The 18335-nt window shown below is 29.1% G+C and carries 18 protein-coding genes; 6 read left to right on the top strand and 12 right to left on the bottom strand.

The genetic code is table 11. The features are described from left to right. Positions 1-87: 87 nt before the first annotated feature. Both JEY78_RS10405 and JEY78_RS10400 read right to left on the bottom strand, forming a co-directional pair. Positions 88-858 carry a C4-type zinc ribbon domain-containing protein gene (locus JEY78_RS10405; protein ID WP_291850626.1) on the bottom strand — a complete coding sequence of 257 codons (771 nt, stop codon included), beginning with the start codon at positions 856-858 and terminating at the stop codon, positions 88-90. A 2-nt stretch (positions 859-860) separates the two neighbouring features. Beyond that, the gene (locus JEY78_RS10400; protein ID WP_291850623.1) at positions 861-1955 is read right to left on the bottom strand and encodes a Nif3-like dinuclear metal center hexameric protein; all 1095 of its coding nucleotides are present in this window, start codon (positions 1953-1955) and stop codon (positions 861-863) included. Between the two features lie 87 nt (positions 1956-2042). On the opposite strand from JEY78_RS10400, the gene lpxK reads away from it, so the two are divergent. The 3 genes from lpxK to JEY78_RS10385 are packed head-to-tail and all read left to right on the top strand — an operon-like array spanning position 2043 to position 4385. Further along, complete coding sequence (lpxK, locus tag JEY78_RS10395; protein WP_291850631.1) at positions 2043-3068, top strand: tetraacyldisaccharide 4'-kinase; 1026 nt, start codon at positions 2043-2045, stop codon at positions 3066-3068. After that, positions 3040-3852 carry a purine-nucleoside phosphorylase gene (locus JEY78_RS10390; protein WP_291850620.1) on the top strand — a complete coding sequence of 271 codons (813 nt, stop codon included), beginning with the start codon at positions 3040-3042 and terminating at the stop codon, positions 3850-3852. Before lpxK ends, JEY78_RS10390 begins: the two co-directional genes overlap by 29 nt. 38 nt (positions 3853-3890) lie before the next feature. After that, positions 3891-4385, top strand: a complete 495-nt coding sequence (locus tag JEY78_RS10385; RefSeq protein ID WP_291850617.1) for a thioredoxin family protein — start codon at positions 3891-3893, stop codon at positions 4383-4385. A gap of 22 nt (positions 4386-4407) precedes the next feature. Here the strand turns inward: JEY78_RS10385 and JEY78_RS10380 are convergent, their stop codons facing one another. The 4 genes from JEY78_RS10380 to JEY78_RS10365 are packed head-to-tail and all read right to left on the bottom strand — an operon-like array spanning position 4408 to position 7969. Next, positions 4408-5301, bottom strand: a complete 894-nt coding sequence (locus tag JEY78_RS10380; RefSeq protein ID WP_291850614.1) for a Ppx/GppA phosphatase family protein — start codon at positions 5299-5301, stop codon at positions 4408-4410. A 24-nt stretch (positions 5302-5325) separates the two neighbouring features. Next, positions 5326-5814, bottom strand: coding sequence for a histidine phosphatase family protein (locus JEY78_RS10375; protein ID WP_291850611.1), 489 nt, complete (start codon positions 5812-5814; stop codon positions 5326-5328). 30 nt (positions 5815-5844) lie between these two features. Then, positions 5845-6492 carry a pyridoxamine 5'-phosphate oxidase gene (gene pdxH / locus JEY78_RS10370; RefSeq protein WP_291850609.1) on the bottom strand — a complete coding sequence of 216 codons (648 nt, stop codon included), beginning with the start codon at positions 6490-6492 and terminating at the stop codon, positions 5845-5847. Positions 6493-6499: 7 nt separating this feature from the next. Next, positions 6500-7969: a sodium:solute symporter gene (locus JEY78_RS10365; RefSeq protein WP_291850606.1), complete on the bottom strand. Its 1470-nt coding sequence runs from the start codon at positions 7967-7969 to the stop codon at positions 6500-6502. Between the two features lie 78 nt (positions 7970-8047). Here JEY78_RS10365 and recR point away from each other — a divergent pair, with 78 nt between their 5' ends. After that, positions 8048-8659, top strand: a complete 612-nt coding sequence (gene recR / locus JEY78_RS10360) for a recombination mediator RecR (RefSeq protein WP_291850603.1) — start codon at positions 8048-8050, stop codon at positions 8657-8659. Positions 8660-8662: 3 nt separating this feature from the next. Further along, positions 8663-9817 carry a glycosyltransferase family 2 protein gene (locus JEY78_RS10355; protein WP_291850600.1) on the top strand — a complete coding sequence of 385 codons (1155 nt, stop codon included), beginning with the start codon at positions 8663-8665 and terminating at the stop codon, positions 9815-9817. On the opposite strand, the gene JEY78_RS10350 is transcribed toward JEY78_RS10355, so the two are convergent. The 4 genes from JEY78_RS10350 to JEY78_RS10335 all read right to left on the bottom strand — a co-directional run bounded on the left by JEY78_RS10350 (position 9814) and on the right by JEY78_RS10335 (position 14862). Beyond that, positions 9814-11874, bottom strand: a complete 2061-nt coding sequence (locus JEY78_RS10350) for an acetate--CoA ligase family protein (protein WP_291850597.1) — start codon at positions 11872-11874, stop codon at positions 9814-9816. The two genes, JEY78_RS10355 and JEY78_RS10350, sit on opposite strands and share 4 nt — an antisense overlap. 10 nt (positions 11875-11884) lie before the next feature. Further along, entirely contained in the window at positions 11885-12469 is a 585-nt protein-coding gene (locus JEY78_RS10345; protein ID WP_291850595.1) for an indolepyruvate oxidoreductase subunit beta, read from the bottom strand. Positions 12470-12474: 5 nt separating this feature from the next. Further along, the gene (locus JEY78_RS10340; protein ID WP_291850592.1) at positions 12475-14106 is read right to left on the bottom strand and encodes a thiamine pyrophosphate-dependent enzyme; all 1632 of its coding nucleotides are present in this window, start codon (positions 14104-14106) and stop codon (positions 12475-12477) included. A gap of 204 nt (positions 14107-14310) precedes the next feature. After that, entirely contained in the window at positions 14311-14862 is a 552-nt protein-coding gene (locus tag JEY78_RS10335; protein WP_291850589.1) for a CopD family protein, read from the bottom strand. 209 nt (positions 14863-15071) lie between these two features. Here JEY78_RS10335 and JEY78_RS10330 point away from each other — a divergent pair, with 209 nt between their 5' ends. After that, positions 15072-16259: an MFS transporter gene (locus JEY78_RS10330; protein ID WP_291850586.1), complete on the top strand. Its 1188-nt coding sequence runs from the start codon at positions 15072-15074 to the stop codon at positions 16257-16259. A 6-nt stretch (positions 16260-16265) separates the two neighbouring features. Here JEY78_RS10330 and hemH read toward each other — a convergent pair whose 3' ends face one another. Further along, positions 16266-17285: a ferrochelatase gene (hemH, locus tag JEY78_RS10325; protein WP_291850583.1), complete on the bottom strand. Its 1020-nt coding sequence runs from the start codon at positions 17283-17285 to the stop codon at positions 16266-16268. 4 nt (positions 17286-17289) lie between these two features. After that, the gene (locus JEY78_RS10320) at positions 17290-18183 is read right to left on the bottom strand and encodes an AraC family transcriptional regulator (protein WP_291850578.1); all 894 of its coding nucleotides are present in this window, start codon (positions 18181-18183) and stop codon (positions 17290-17292) included. Positions 18184-18335: the final 152 nt, after the last annotated feature.

Here is an 18335-nt window from a genome sequence, read left to right as displayed (position 1 = left end):
AAAAAACCTGTGAAGATATCTTCACAGGTTTTCATTAATTTTTTTAATAATCGTCAACCTATTTTAGGACGACTCATGTAGTAAAGATTAGCGTAATAATCTTTCAATTTTTTCTCTTTCTTCTTCAGCTAAAGCTCCATCAACTAAAATTCTTCCACTGTGCTCATCAGTAATAATTTTTTTACGACTCGCAATTTCTACTTGTCTTTGTGGTGGGATGGTGAAAAATGAACCTCCAGAAGCACCTCTTTCAATAGATACAACGGCTAAACCATTTTTAACTGTAGTTCTAATTCTTTTGTAAGCTTTAAACAGGTTTTCATCAATCATTTCACTATACTCTTTAGATTTTTCTAATAAAAGAGTCTCTTCTTTTGCAGTATCACCCATAATATCGTTTAACTCAGCTGATTTATGTTTTAATAAATCTTGTTGTTTTGCAATATTTTCTTTTGTAGCAGCAATCAATTCGTTTTTTTGCTCAATTTTTACTTTAAATTCTTTAATTCTCTTTTCAGCTAATTCAATTTCAAGTTCTTGATATTCAGTTTCTTTACTTAAAGAATTGAATTCTCTATTGTTTCTAACGTTTTTTTGTTGCTCAGAATATTTTTTTACTAAAGTTTTGGCATCTTCAATTACAACTTTTTTAGCTGCAATATCGTTTTTTAAACTTGCAACAGCTTCATCAAAATTTGAAAGTCTTTTATTTAAACCAACAATTTCATCTTCTAAATCTTCAATTTCTAAAGGTAGTTCCCCTCGTACACTTTTAATTTCATCAATTCTAGAATCAATTAATTGTAAATCGTAAAGTGCTCTTAATTTTTCTTCAACTGTAACTTCTTTTTTAGACATATTTATAAGTAATAAATTGGATTTGTGTTTTTTTCCGATAAAATGATTGCAAAATTAGGAAATTTTTTCGTAAGTATATCAACTAAAAGATTTTTTGTGAATTGTTCACTTTCATAATGCCCAATATCGGCAATTATAAGTTTACCTTCCGCTTTATAAAATTCATGGTATTTTATGTCGGAAGTGATGTAGATATCGGCGCCAGAATTCTTGGCGTTTTCAATAGCAAAACTTCCTGAACCTCCTAATACTGCTACTTTTTTAATTGGTTTATCTAGTAATTTTGAATGACGAATTCCTTTTGAATTCATTGTTTTTTGAACAAGTTTTAAAAAAGCAATTTCATTCATTTCGCTTTCTAATTCACCTACCATTCCTAAACCAATTTCTTGATTAATATTTTCTAAGGAAACGATGTCGTAAGCAACTTCTTCGTAAATATGTGCTTCAAATAAAGCTTTTAAAATGCTTTTTTCTTTATGTTTTTCAAAAATTACACTAATAAATGTTTCATTTTCAGCATGAAGTTTGCCTTTTTCCCCAATTACTGGGTTGGAATTTTCGTTCCCTTTATAAGTTCCAATGCCTTGTGTGTTAAAACTACAATTTTCGTAATTTCCAATCATACCAGCACCAGCATTAAATAAAGCTATTCTAACTTTTTCGGCAGAATTAATAGGAGCGTAGGTAGTTAATTTTTTTATAGTATTTTTTTGAGGAATTAGAATCTTTGTGTTTTTCAACCCCAATACTTCACAAATCTTGGCATTTACTCCAACAATAGAATTGTCTAATGCAGTATGCATGGCGTAAATAGCAATATCATTTTTTATAGCTTTTAAAACTACTTTTTCAACATAATTTTTGCCATTTAATTTTTTTAAACCACTAAATATGATGGGATGAAAACTAACTATTAAATTACAATTTTTCTCAATTGCCTCGTCAATAATAGTTTCTAAAGTATCTAACGTGACTAAAACACCAGTTACATTTGTGTTATAATCGCCAATTAATAACCCAACATTATCAAATTCTTCGGCATAATTTAAAGGAGCAATTTCTTCAATACAATTAGTAATATCTTTAATTTTCATAGTTGAAATATGTAGGTGATTACAAATATAATTTATACAAAATAAAATACTGTAAAAATTATGAATTGTTTTGTAATTTCGCCGATGATGAAATTTTTAAGAAATTTATTATATCCAATATCATTGTTGTACGGATTAATTACAAGTGTGCGTAATTATTTGTATGAAAATGCTATTATAGAATCTACCCAGTTTGATACGCCTACTATTGTTGTAGGTAATTTAAGTGTTGGAGGAACTGGTAAAACACCGCAAATTGAATATTTAATCCGACTTTTAAAAGATAATTTTAAAGTAGCAGTTTTAAGTAGAGGTTATAAAAGAAAAAGTGAAGGTTTTGTATTAGCAGATAAAACTGCAACTGCGGAAACTATTGGAGATGAACCTTTTCAATATTATAAAAAATTCAATAATATTATTGTTTGTGTTGATGCTGACAGAACCAACGCAATTGAAGAGTTAGAACATATAAAAAATCCGCCAGAAATTGTTTTGTTAGATGATGCTTTTCAGCATAGAAAAGTTAAGGGAGGTTTAAATATATTACTAACCGCCTACAATAATTTGTATGTAAATGACGTAATGTTACCAACTGGTAATTTACGTGAAAGTAAAAAAGGAGCAAAAAGAGCCCAAGTTATTATTGTAACAAAATGTCCAAATTCGCTTTCAGAAAAAGAACAAGTTAAAATAACTAAAAAGTTACGTCCGTCAATATATCAAAAAGTGTTTTTTACAACAATTGATTATAATAATGAGTTAAAAGGTGCCAATTCAATTACTTTGAATGAAATTAAAAATAAAGACATTATTTTAATTACGGGAATTGCAAATCCAAAACCATTAACGGCTTATTTAAGTGATAATGGTTTGAAATTTAAACACTTAAAATTTAAAGATCATCATCAGTTTACTATTAAAGATATTGTAGAAATAAAGAAATTACAATCAAATAATGCCGTTCTTTTAACAACAGAGAAAGATTATGTTCGTATCTTTGACAAATTGGAGAATTTGTATTATTTACCAATAGAAACAAAATTTATAAATCGCAAAAACGATTTTGAAAATATTATAAAAAAATATGTGGAACAAAGTTCAAGAAACAGTTAAATTCTTACAAAACAAAGGAATTACAAAGCCAGATTACGGAATAATTTTAGGAACCGGATTAGGAAATTTAGTAGAAAAAATTACCGTTGAAATTAAAATATCGTATAGCGAAATACCAAATTTTCCAGTTTCAACAGTTGCTGGTCATTCTGGTGAATTAATTTTTGGAACAATTGGAAATAAAAAAGTGATAGCCATGAAAGGGCGTTTTCATTTTTATGAAGGTTGGACAATGGAAGAAACAATTTTTCCAGTAAGAGTAATGAAATTTTTAGGTGTTAATGATTTAATAGTTTCCAACGCTTCAGGAGGGGTTAATCCAGCTTTTAAAGTTGGTGATATTATGATTATAACAGATCATATTAACTTAATGCCAAAGCATCCATTACATGGTAAAAATGATGAACGTTTTGGTCCTCGTTTTGTTGATATGCACGAACCATACAGCAAAAAAATGATTGCTAAAATGGAAAGAGTAGCTAAAAAATTAAATATTCCAGTTCAAAAAGGTATTTATTTAGCCTTACAAGGACCAACTTTTGAAACACCTGCAGAGTATAAGATGGTGAAAATTTTAGGCGCGGATGCGGTAGGAATGTCTACAGTTCCAGAAGTTATAGTTGCAAAACATATGGGAATGACTTGTTTTGGAGTTTCCGTAATTACAGACTTGGGTGTTGAAGGAATTGTTGAGGCGGTATCTCACGAAGAAGTTCAAAAAGCTGCCAAGGGTTCTGAAAAGAATTTAGGTAATTTAGTAACCGAATTTATTATTTCAGCATAGAGAACTAATTTAAGTTGCTTTTATTTAAAATTTTTGAAATGAAAAAAATTGTTTTGGTTTGTTTTTTAATAGTTGCATCAAATGTATTGTTGAAAGCACAGATTAGTACTAATTTTTCTGAAAGTAATTTAAATTGGATAGAAAGTTATAATGAAGCTAAATTAATTTCAATTAATGAAAATAAGCCAATATTAATTTTTTTTACGGGTTCTGATTGGTGTGGACCTTGTAAAATGTTGGTTGCTGATTTTTTTGAATCTGAAAAGTTTAAAGATATTGCCAATAAAGAGTTTGTATTGTATAAAGCTGATTTTCCTAGAAATAAAAGTTTAGTTACAGCCGTGCAAACTAAGGATAATTTAAAATTAAAAAATAAGTTTGGAATAAACTCATATCCAACAATTTGTATTCTTGATAGTAAAGGAAAATTCGTAAATACGATGAAGGGTTATAATTCTTCAAGAGATACAAAATATCATTATTTGTTTTTAAATGCTGCATTAAAAAAATTAAATAAAAAACCCACTATTTAGTGGGTTTTTTATGATTGTAAATTTATATTTTTCCGTAATACATACTTTTAACAATACCATCTGCGAGTCCTATTTTTGGAACATATATTCTTTTGGCTCCGCTCCATTTCATGGCAGATAAATAAATTTTTGTTGCTGGTATTATAACATCTGCTCTATCTGGATTTAAACCTAATTCTGAGATTCTGTCTTCATAAGTCATTGCTTTTAAAAAGTGATATTGTGCTTTCATATATATTAATGAAAGTGGTTCACCTTCTAATTTTCCTGAAAGTTTAAAAATTTTATTTATATTTCCTCCAGAACCAATTAGTGTTGGTTTTTTAAGAAATTGTGTATTTCCTTTTAACCAAATTTCAATGTTTTCCCAAATATCTTTAAAGGAATTATTTTTATTTAATAAACGAACCGTTCCAATTTTAAAAGATTTTGAGTTCACAATTTTTCCATTTGAAAAAATAGTAATTTCAGTACTTCCTCCACCAACATCAACATAAATATAAGATCTGTCATTTCTAATTATAGCAGATAAATCGGTTGAAAAAATGATGGCAGCTTCTTTTTTTCCATCTATTAGATCTATTTTAACCGATGTTTTTTGAAAAATTTCCTCTGAAACAGCTATACCATTTTTAGCTTCTCGCATTGCAGATGTTCCACAAGCTTTATATTTTTGAACTCCGTGAACTTCCATTAACAGTTTAAAAGCTTCCATAGCTTTTATCATTCTATTTTTACTTTCTTCGGAAATGTTTTTAGAATTAAATGTATCTGCTCCTAGCCGAATAGGAACCCTTACTAAAGCCGATTTTGTAAAAGTTGGTTCTTTACCTTCTCTTTCGGTTATAACGTTGGCAACAAGTAATCTTATTGCATTAGAACCAATATCTATAGCTGCAAGTTTTTCTATTTTCATTCTTTAAATTTTGGAGCTTAAATTTTATTTATAATGTTTTGGAAATTCTTTTATAAAAGTATTACCATCTTTAATATTTTTCCAGTGGTTTGTATTAAATTTTATACCAACAACTCCACAAGTAGGAACGTGATCTAGTTCTTCGCTACCAAATTTGTTTACAAAGTCACTTATTCCATGGTCGTGGCTAAAAATTATGGCAGAATCAAAACCATCGTCTAACGCTTTTACTGTTTTTATTAAATAACCATCGCTAAAACTGTACAGTGATTTACTGATTTTTAAATTAGTTAACGGATAATTAAAGGTGTAACTAAAAATCATAGCTGTATGCAAAGCTCTGTTTGCACAACTTGATACAAATACGTCTGGACACGCAATTTTTTTATTTAATACGCTGGAAATTAAATAAGCATTGTTTATTCCTCTTTTATTTAAAGGTCTATCAATATCCTTTATGCCTTCGTATTCCCAAGAAGATTTTGCGTGCCTAACAATGTAAAGTGTTTTCATTTAATGTTGGTTAGTTTTCAAATATAAAAATTATGGAGCTAAACGTTCAATTTTCCAATCAAAATTTTCTTGTAAAGTATATCTAATTCTGTCATGCATTCTATTTGCTCTTCCTTGCCAAAATTCAATACTAATTGGTTTTACAATATATCCGCCCCAATATTCTGGACGAGTTATTTCTTTGTTTTCAAATTGTTTTTCAAAAGTAGTTAAGCGTTCGTCTAAATATTTTCTAGAAGGTACAACCTCGCTTTGGTCAGATGCCCAAGCTCCTAATTTACTTCCGTCAGGTCTAGATTCAAAATAACCATCGGATAAGTTTTCTGAAATTTTTTCAGCAACTCCTTTAATAATGACTTGACGTTCAATATTATGCCATAAGAAAGATAAGCAAACATTTGGGTTTTCTTCAATAGCTTTTCCTTTTTCACTATTGTAATTTGTGTAAAAAATAAAGCCTTCCCAAGTATATTTTTTTAATAAAACAGCTCTACTTTTTGGAAAACCATCTTTGCCAATAGTTGCAATTGTCATAGCATTAGATTCTACGTCACCTCCAAATTCTTCAACTTCATAAAACCATTTTTGAAATAATTCCATAGGGTTTTCTAAAACTTCTTTTAGTGAAAGCTCTTTTTTTACGTAATTTCTTCTATAATCGCTTAAATCCTTTTCCATCAAAAAATTAATTTTGGATTGTTTTGTCTTTTATTAAATATAACCCTGCAAAGGTAAACATTCCGTTCACAATTAAAAGTTCGTAACCAAATTGATAACCGTTTAATAATGCTGTAGAATTAGTATCTAGTAAATAGCTTAAAACCACTGAAATAATAGCAATAAGCCAAACATATTTGTCTTTTATATTAATTTTTGTGAATATACCGAAGGCAAAAAGTCCTAATAAGGGACCATACGTATAAGCTGCAACTTGCAATAAACTGCTAATAACATTTTCTTTTAAAACATATTTAAAAATAATTATCACAACAATTAATAAAATTGAAATTCCAATATGTGTTCGTTGTCTGATGGCTCTTTGTTTTGAAGCTTCTCTTTTTTTAATATCTAAAAAATCGATACAATAAGATGTTGTTAAAGATGTTAGCGCACTATCGGCGCTAGAATATGCTGCGGCTATTAATCCTAAAATAAAAATAATGCCAATTGAGAAGCTCAATTCACCTTTTAAAGCAATTTCGGGAAAAAGTAAATCGGTTTTTGGATTGCCTTCAACAATTGGTATTTGTATTCCAAATTTTTCAGCATAAATAAATAAAAGCGCTCCTAATGTTAGAAAAACAAAATTTACAAGTATTAACACAAAACCTAGCGAAAGCACATTCCATTGTGCTTCTTTGGTGTTTTTACACGTCAGGTTTTTTTGCATCATATCTTGGTCTAAACCAGTCATTGCAATAGCAATAAACATTCCTCCTAAAAACGATTTTATAAAATGCTTTTTCCCATTAAAATCATCAGTAAAAAATATTTTATTGTATTTGTCAAATTCAGTTGAAGTAAAAATATCGGTAACATTTAAATTCAATCTATTTAAAATAATATAAATAGTTGCAAAAACGGCAGAAAGCAAGAATACAGTTTGTAAAGTATCTGTCCAAACAATGGTTTTAATTCCACCTTTAAAAGTATAAATCCAAATTAATAAAATTGAAAAAATAACTGTAATTTCAAAAGGAACATTCCAAGCATCAAAAATAAAATATTGCATTACAGATGCTACTAAAAACAATCGAAATGCCGAGCCTAAAACTCTGGAAATAAAGAAGAAAACAAATCCGGTTTTGTGTGATGTTGGTCCAAAACGGTGTTTTAAAAATTCATAAATTGAAGTAACCTGTAAATTGTAATAAATAGGAATTAAAACATAAGCAATTACTAGGTAACCAACCATATAACCAAGCACAACTTGCATATAACTAAACTGCGAAGCTTGCACCCAACCAGGCACTGAAATAAAAGTAACACCAGAGAGCGATGCTCCTATCATACCAAAAGCAACAATATACCAAGGTGATTTTTTGTTGGCGCTAAAAAAAGTATCGTTGGTGTCGTTTTTACCGGTGAAATAGGCAATTAAAAGCAGTACACAAAAATATACTGCAATTAGCGAAAGTAAATATATTGGTTGCATTAAATAGATTTAAAATTTAGGAATAACAAAGAAACTAAAATTATTGAGAATATCGTTTGCTAATTGTACATTTGCGAAATGAATTTTTCATCGAAACTTTTAGAAAATGCTGTAAATGAAGTTGCTCAATTGCCAGGAATTGGAAAAAGAACAGCACTTCGTTTGGTTTTGCATTTATTAAAGCAGCCAAAATCACAAACACATAATTTAGCGAGTTCATTAAATAATTTAGTTGATAACATTAAATTTTGTAAAAAATGTCATAATATTTCTGATATTGACATTTGTGAAATTTGTGCTAACCCTTCTAGAAACGGAGAAATAATTTGTGTTGTTGAAGATGTTCGTGATGTTATGGCAATTGAAAACACTTCGCAATATAAAGGTTTGTATCATGTATTGGGTGGTAAAATTTCACCCATTGAAGGTGTTGGCCCACAAAATTTAACTATTGAAAGCCTCATTGAAAAAGTTAAGTTAGGAACTGTAAAAGAAGTGATTTTCGCTTTAAGTTCAACAATTGAAGGTGATACAACAAATTTCTATATTTTTAAGCAGTTAGAAAAACTAGCAATAAAAACATCTACCATTGCCAGAGGAATTGCAGTTGGAGACGAACTCCAATATGCCGATGAAATTACTTTGGGAAGAAGTATTATAAACAGAATTCCATTTGATAAGTCCTTTTAAAATATGGATATATCAGTAGTTATTGTAAATTACAATGTTCGGTATTTTTTAGAGCAGTGTATTCTCAGTATTATTGATGCCACTAAAAATTTATCTGTTGAAGTTATTGTGGTAGATAATAATTCAACCGATGAAAGTGTTTCTTTTTTACAAAAAAATTATCCCAATATAATTTTAATAGTTAATAAAGAAAATGTTGGGTTTTCAAAAGCTAATAATCAAGGAGTTGCAATTTCAAAAGGTGAATATGTTTTAATTTTAAATCCAGATACAGTTGTAGCAGAAGACACTTTAGAAACTGTTTTTAATTTTGCAAAAACAAATCAAAATATCGGAATTTTAGGAACTAAACTAATTGATGGATCAGGTTGTTTTTTACCTGAAAGTAAAAGAGGAATTCCAACACCCAGTGCTTCATTCAATAAATTATTTGGAATTTCAAACAAGCAAACTGGTAAATATTATGCAACTCATTTAATGGAAAATGAAAGTGGAGTAGTAGCTGTTTTGGTTGGAGCTTTTATGTTTTTAAAGAAATCTATTTACAATGAAGTGAAAGGTTTTGATGAAGACTATTTTATGTATGGCGAGGACATAGATTTATGTTTTAAGGTTTTAAATAAAGGGTATCAAAATTACTATTTTGCTGAAACACAAATCATTCACTACAAAGGAGAATCTACAAAAAAAGATATTATTTATTTAAAATATTTTCATAACGCTATGAAAATTTTTTACAAAAAACACTTTAAATTAAATCGTGTTTATGATTTTTTTATGAGTTTGGGGATTGAGTTTTGGTACCTTATAAAATACTTTAAGTTTAGAAAAGCAAGTGACAAAACTAATGAGATATCAAATGTTTTGTATTTTGGGAAAGATGAGTTAATTATCAATCATTTAAATAAAAAATACTTACTGATAAATAATATACTTATTGATGATTTTGATAAAATTAAAGAAATAATTAAAAACAACGCGATTGATACCATTGTTTTTGATAACGCAATACTGTCAAATAAAAAAATTATTGCCCATTTTGAATTGTTGAAAAATGAGCAAGTTTCTTTTAAAATTCATCCTAGAACCACCAATTTTTTAATTGGAAGTAATAATTCAGAGCATAGAGGAAAGGTAGAATTAATTTATGAAATCTAATTTTTCTCAATCCTAATTCTGGCATCTACAGCAAAAATTTCTTTTGAATTTCCAAAAAGTGGGTTTAAATCTAACTCCACAATTTCAGGCGCAATAGTTACCAAGTTAGAAACTTTTGTAATAATTTCTGCAAATTCATTTTCGTTGATACCTTCCTGATTTCTAATTCCTTGAATTATTTTATACGATCTTAAATTTTGAATCATTTCTACAGCTTCATTTTTTGAAACCGGAGCTAATTCAGTTTGAATATCTTTTAAAACTTCAATATAAATACCACCTAAACCACATAAAACTAAATGTCCAAAATCTCCTTCTTTTTTAGCGCCAATAAATAATTCGGTACCTTTTTTCATTGGTTGTAATAACACCGATGTTGCACCTTCAATTTTCATAATAGTATCAAAAGATATGACTAACGCTTCTTTTGATGAAATATTTAAAATAATTCCACCAACATCACTTTTATGAATTGGTCCAACAACTTTCATTACAACTGGAAATTGCAAAATGTCAATTGCCGAAATACATTCGGATTTAGTTTTGCAAACAATTTCATTAACCATTGGAACTTTCGCAGCAATTAATAATTCTCTAACTTGTTGAGGTTGTAAATACCCATCTGTTGAATTTTTTATAATGCTTCTAATTATCTGATTATTAGTTTTCAACACTATTTTTTCTCTTGAAGTTGTTTTTTCAATAAACATTGTTTTTGCCAACGCATTTCCAAATAAAACTTCATCTGGAAAATTGATATTTCCCTTACTAATAAAGTAATCAATTTCATTTTTCACATTAATTACGGAAGGTAAAATTGGGAAAATTGGTTTTTTACAAGTCTTCATTTTTTTGTGAATCACATCATAAACATCATAAACTTCAAACAAACCTGGACTACCAAAAATAACTGCCATGGCATCAATTTCATCAAATTTATCTTCGCAATAATCTATAATAGTTTCTAGTTGTTCGGCGGTTCCTGTTGCTAAAAAATCAATTGGATTTGAAACGGAAGAACCTAAATAAAGTTTAGAAAGTAATTCTTCACTTTCTTTTCCTTTTATTTCAGGAACAGATAATCCGTTTTTAGATAAAGCATCGGTTAGCATCACTGCTGGTCCACCAGCGTGCGTAATTATTGCAATATTTTTTCCTTTTAACTGAGGCAATGTAAAAATGGAAGCGACTGTAATTAATTCATTTCTGCCGTAGCAACGCACAATTCCAGCTTTTTTAAATAAGGCATCAACAGCAACATCAGAATTTGCCAAAGCACCAGTATGCGAACTAGCAGCCCTGCTACCTGCGTAAGAACTTCCTGCTTTTATAGCGGCTATTTTACAACCTTTTTTAATTAGTGAACGTGCGTGTTTTAATAATTTTTGTGGATTTTCTATGCTTTCAATATAAAGCAGTTTTATTTTTGAACTTGTTTCTAAATTAAATGTTTCATCAAAATGTTGTAAGACTTCTTCAACACCAATTTGTGCTGAATTTCCAACGGAATAAACACTAGAAAAAGTTAGTCCTGTTGCCATTGCAGCTTCCATAATAAAAACAGCTGTTGCTCCAGAACCGGAAATAAAATCAACACCATTTTTATCTAACTTTGGTATTGGAGTTGTAAAAACACCTGCGTAATTTTGGTTGATTAATCCAATATTGTTGGGACCTAATAATGTTCCGCCAACGGCTGTTATTTCATCAACAATTTGTTGTTCTAATTGTGCGCCTTCTTCATCTTTTTCGCTAAAACCTGCTGAAAAAATAATAAAACCTTTGGTTTTTTTTTGTTGTGCTAAAACCTTTACAGTTTCTAATGTAAATTTTGCTGCAATTGCTATAATTGCAACATCCACAGTTGGAATTTCTGTAATATGTTGATAGCATTTTAAACCTTGTATTTCGGTTTCTTTTGGGTTTACGGTAAACAATTCACCTTTAAAATTATGATTGAGTAAATTTTTTAAAACGCTTCCTCCAGGTGTTTGAATATTATTTGAAGCGCCAATAACAACAATACTTTTCGGGTTTAATAATTTTTCGTTTAGCATTTAATTTTAATTATGAAATAAATTCTACAGCAACCTCTTTTCCTTTTTCGTAAGCTTCTAAATTTTTAGCTACAATTTTTTCACCTTTTCTTTCAAACAACGTTTTTATGGCTTTTTGTAAGCTTTCATCGCTTAATGGAAGTAGTGAAGAAACGGCTCCTAACAACACCATATTTGTTGCTTTAGAGTTTCCTAAATCTTTTGCAAGTTGTTTAGCGTCTATTAAAATACTGTTTTTATATGATTTAATTTCTTTGTATAAATCTTCTAATTCTGGGTAGTTTGTAATATTTATAAATGGATTTGAGTCTGTAACTAAAAATCCATCTTCTTTTAAAAAAGGTAAATACCGCAATAATTCCATGGGCTCAACCGAGATTATAATATCTGCTTTTCCTTGTGGAATTAAATCTGAAAAAATTTCTTTATCAGAAATACGTACGTGTGATTGCACTGCGCCACCACGCTGACTCATTCCGTGAACTTCGGATTGTTTTATGTTGAGTTTATTATCTAAAGCAGCAGTATCTAAAACTGCAGCAATTGTTAATATTCCTTGTCCGCCAACACCTGCTAAAATTATATTTATTTTCATTGTTTTTAGTTTAAGGTAACTTTTTTAAGTTCGTTTAACTTATCTTTTTTCTCTTTAGGTAATTGTACGCAAGGGCGTTGAGAGATGATTACAGAAACACCTTTGTAATTAATTTCATCTCTTATTAAATCTATATTTTCTTGTAAATTTTTATGAAGTGGTGTAATAACTTTTAAATGAGATTCATCAACTCCAATTCCTTTACAAATACTAATTAATCTACCAGAAGCAGCAGAATCTTGTGCGCCGGTCATTGCAATAGCTGAGTTATCTGAAATTATTACCGTAATTGGGGTGTTTTCAATCACTGCATCTAACAAGCCTGTCATTCCTGAATGTGTAAATGTTGAATCTCCAATAATGGCTAAAGAAGGATGAATTCCAGCATCTGCAGCGCCTTTTGCCATTGTAATTGAAGCACCCATATCTATTAAAGTATTTATGCTTTCGTACGGAGATAACACACCAAGAGCGTAACAACCAATATCTCCAAAAACTTGTTGACTTGACATTTCTTTTCCTAAAGCATTAATAGCATCAAATAAATCTCTATGACCACAACCAACACATAATTCTGGTGGTCTTCCGGAAACTACTTTTGGTAGTTTATCATTTATTACAACATCAAAACCTAATGCGTTTGCAATATTATCTGGATTTAATTCTCCAACTCTTGGAATATCGCCACTTAGTCTACCAATTACCGTTCTGTTTTCACCTAAAAAGTCGGAAATAGCTTCTTCAATAAATGGATAACCATCTTCTAAAACCAACACTTTTTTACATGTATCAAATAATTTTTTAATTGGTTTTTTTGGAAGTGGATATTGAGAAATTTTTAAAACTGGATATGGACATTTTTCACCATCAAAATTTTCCATTAAATAATTATATGCTATTCCTGAAGCAATAATTCCAATGGAAGTATTTGGTCCTTTTTTAAATTCATTGAAATTGCTATTTTCTGAAATTTCAAGAATATCTGTCTGAATATCAACCAAATGTTTGTATCTTCCTCTGGCGTGCATTGGAATTAATTGAAATTGTTTTGGGTTTTTAGATAAATGAATTTCATTTTGAGGTTCACGGTTGCCAGTAATTACTCCAGCTCTTGAATGTGATAATCGAGTTACCATTCTAATTAAAACAGGTAAACCCAAATTTTCAGATAAATCAAAGGCATATTTTGTAATGGTATAGCATTCTTGTTGGTTTGAAGGTTCTAAAATTGGAATCATTGCAAATTTTCCATAATAACGAGAATCTTGTTCGTTTTGTGAAGAATGCATGGATGGATCATCGGCAACAACTATAACCAATCCGCCGTTAATTCCAGCAACCGACATATTCATAAATACATCAGCAGCTACATTTAAGCCAACATGTTTCATAACCGTTAAAGCTCTTTTTCCTGCATAAGACATTCCTAGTGCAGCTTCCATGGCGGTTTTTTCATTTACGGACCATTGCGAGTGAATTTTAAGTTCTTTTGCGGTTTTTGAGCGTTGTATATATTCTGTAATTTCGGTTGAAGGAGTTCCGGGATATGCGTAAACACCTGATATTCCTGCATCTATAGCTGCTTGTGCTAAAGCTTCATTTCCTAGTAACAGTTTTTTTGTAGAATTAGAGTTCATAAATTTTATTTTTTACGGTATAAAAGTACGAAATCGATTTAGTAAAATAGATGATTAAAATCACATTGTAACATCTAATATATTGATATACAATATATTAAATATTCAATAAAACAAAATAAATTTTGAATTAAATAGAGTGAATTTTAAATATTTAGTAAATTATTTGTACTGAATTTCTATAATATTTATGGTATTTGTAATTTAATTGTGATCCCAATTTTTCTTTTTTCGAATATTTTTATACAATTTTATGCCTAACATGAGTAAAACAGATATTCCAATAATTCCAATAGTTCCAAAAATCCAACCAATGGAGTTTTTTAGAACTACCAAAAACACACAAGCAAATAAAATAATAGTAGCTACTTCATTCCAAATTCGTAAGGCAAATGAAGAATATTTTAAATAACCTTTTTCAATTTGATTGTACATTATTTGACAAGTCCAATGGTATGCAAATAGTGCGGCTACAAATCCTAACTTAATGTGCATCCAGCTCATTTCTAGCCAATTTGGTTGTAAAACTAATAAACAAACGGCAAAAATAGTAGCCAAAACAGCTGAGGGCCAGGTAATAATATACCATAACCTTTTAATCATTAATTTGTATTGTTTTAAAAGTATTTGTTGTTCAATTTCTGGCTTTTCTTCGGCTTCTTTATAATATATAAATAAGCGAATAACGTAAAATAAACCAGCAAACCATGTTGTTATAAAAATAATATGAAGTGCTTTTATGTATAAATATTCCATAGTTTAAATGCTAAATTTTTAAGGAATCAAAAATACAATAATTGATGTTAATGAGTGATATTTACTTAATTTTATAAAAAATGAACTTTATTGAAATAATTGGCTAATTTTTTTAAAAAAAGTTTTGTTGAATTATAGTGAAAACAATTTAAAATATACTTTTAAAGTAAGTGAGTACTACTTGATTTTTAGAAAATAAATAAATTAAAATGAAATATATAACAAGAACTGTTTGGGTAATATCACTTATAAGTTTGTTTACAGATACGGCAAGTGAAATGTTATATCCAATTATGCCAATATATCTAAAATCTATTGGTTTTTCTATTGTTTTAATTGGTATTTTGGAAGGTTTTGCTGAAGCAGTTGCGGGGCTTAGTAAAGGATATTTTGGTAAATTGTCTGATCAATCTGCAAGACGCGTTCCTTTTGTTCAAATTGGATATGCTTTTAGTGCAATTTCAAAACCTATGATGGCAGTTTTTGTTTATCCTTTATGGATTTTCTTCGCAAGAACAGTTGATAGATTTGGAAAAGGAATACGAACTGGAGCAAGAGATGCCATTCTTTCTGATGAAGCCTCGCATGAAACAAAAGGTAAGGTGTTTGGATTTCATAGGTCAATGGATACTTTTGGTGCAGTTTTAGGACCTTTATTGGCGTTGCTATATTTGTATTTTTATCCTGAAGATTATATCACTTTATTTTATATTGCATTTATTCCAGGAATTTTAGCAGTAATATCTAGTTTTTATCTTAAAGAAAAGAAATCAAAACATCTGAATGAGCAAAAATCAGTAGCTGTTTTTTCATTTTTAAACTATTGGAAAGAAAGTCCCGTAGCTTATAGAAAAGTGGTTGTTGGGCTTTTAGCGTTTACATTATTTAATAGTTCGGATGTTTTTTTGCTGCTGAAAGCTAAGCAAGCCGGACTTAATGATATGCAAGTTATTGGAGTTTATATATTTTATAATTTAATTTATGCTTTAAGTGCGTTTCCTACTGGAATTATTGCAGACAAAATAGGATTAAAAAAGATGTTTATAATTGGACTTAGTTTATTTGTGATTGTATATTTTGGTATGGGATTTACTACAAATCTTTATGTTATAATTGGAATGTTTTTTATATATGGAATGTATGCATCAGCGACAGAAGGTATTTCAAAAGCGTGGATTAGCAATATTACGTTAAAGAAAGATACTGCAACGGCAATTGGAACTTACTCAGGGTTTCAAAGCATTTTTACAATGCTTGCAAGTTCAATTGCCGGATTTATTTGGTATAAATTTGGATCAAGTACAACATTTTTTGTAACAAGTATAGCTATTAGTTTGGTAATTCTTTATTTTATATTTTTAGGTAGTACATATGATAAAATTATAAAAGAGAATTAAGCTAACTTATATTTTTAAATTCCAAGTATTAATCCAATTTGAAACTGTAATTGCCCAATCATCATTATCGTTTAAACAAGGAATTGTTGAAAAATGTTCACCACCATTTTCTTCAAAAGAATGTTTAGCTTCCATTCCAATTTCTTCCAAAGTTTCTAAACAATCTGAAACAAACGCTGGAGTTACAACTGCTAAATTTTTAATGCCTTTTTGTGCAAAATTGTCGATAGTTTGATCTGTGTAGGGTTGTAGCCAAGGATCACGACCTAAACGAGATTGGAATGAAGTGCTATAACTGCCTTCCTTCAAATTTAATTTTTCAGCAACATTTTTAGTTGTTTGATAGCATTGATGTCTGTAGCAAAATTCGTGCGCTTGCGAAGGCGTATTGCAACAACTTCCATCTATTTTACAATGAGATTTTGTGATGTCAGATTTTTTTATGTGACGCTCAGGAACTCCGTGATAAGAAAACAGTAAATGATCAGGGTTGGTTTCCTCTAAATGTTTTTGAATGCTATTGCTTAAAACATCCACATAATCTGTTTTATTATAAAATGCCGGAACATCAGTAATTTTAATATGTGGAAAATATTTTTCAACTATTTTATTTGCTAACACAACAATTGTTTCGGTGGTTGCCATTGCAAATTGCGGATATAACGGTAATAATAAAATTTCGGTAACCCCTTTGTCTGCTAATTTTTGAATACCACTTTTAATAGATGGATTTCCATAACGCATAGCCAATTCAACAGGGATATCTGAATTTTTTTGCACCTTTTTATGCAATCTTTCTGATAAAACAATTAATGGAGATCCTTCTGGCCACCAAATTTTTTTATAAGCTTCGGCAGATTTTTTTGGACGTGTATTTAAAATAATTCCTTTAACAACAAAGGCTCTTATTAAATACGGAGTATCAATAACGCGTTTGTCCATTAAAAATTCATCTAAATAATTTTTTACATCTTTTACTGATGTGCTATTAGGCGAACCTAAATTTACTATTAATGCTCCTTTCATTTATTTATGATTTTGCAAATTGTTTTGGTGTTATTTTATATTTTCTTTTAAATGCGGCAATAAAATGGCTAGATGTGCTGTAGCCTAAATGAACTGCAATTTCATTTACATTTAATTGTTGTTCTTGTAATAATTTTTTGGCTAATTCCATTTTGTAATTTAATAAAAATGTAAAAACTGGATCGCCATAAAATTCTTTAAAATCGGTTTTTAGTTTTTTAATATTTAAACCAACTTTTTTTGCTAATTCATTTAGAGAAGGCGGATTGTTCATTTCTTCAATAATAATTTGCTTGGCATGCTTTATTTTTGAAACCGTTTCTTCATTAGCAATATAAGGGCAATGTTCCGTTTCGTTATCAGTATGTGTGCTAAAATAATAACTTAATAATTCAAAAATTTTACCTTTTATAAAAATTGGTCGTAGGGTTTGATTGGTTTGCTTTGTTATTAATTGTGTAAGGATTATTTTTATAGAGGTAGCGGTCTCTTTTGGTTCAATAATAGGTTTTCCTATTTTAAAACTATTAAAATTGAATAAAAAATTTCCATCAATTGAAAATAAGGAATGAAAATATTCAATAGAGATTAAAATGGTAAAAAGCTCAGATTTTGGTGGAAGATTAAAAAGAATATTCATTTTTTCATCTTTAAAATATACCAAGCTAGAGTTGCCTTCGGTTAAATTTATAGCGCAATGTTCCATGTTAAAAGCAACTGTACATTCGCTAGTGCTGCAAAAATAAAGTTGAATGTAATTATCACTTAAATTATGCCTAAATAATTCAGTAGAAGTAGTTAAGTTGTTGAAATAATATACTTTAAAAGTGTTTTCTTCTTTAAAAAGAAGATGAGTACTTTTGTCGATGTTTTTGTAGTTTTCAAAGTTAGATTTCATAAAGCATTTTTATGATATTTTTGTGAAATATCGACAAAAATACAATAATTTTTAATATAAAAAAACTGTTCAAAATAGAAACAACTGATATTTGTCATATTTTTAAGAGCTTAATTTTACTGACATTTGTCATAAAAAAATCGTTTTAGTTA

It is taken from the genome of Lutibacter sp., from assembly GCF_016342705.1.
GTDB lineage: Bacteria > Bacteroidota > Bacteroidia > Flavobacteriales > Flavobacteriaceae > Lutibacter.
Note: the sequence above shows the minus strand (reverse complement) of the source record. Positions and strands in the feature narration are given on the sequence as shown.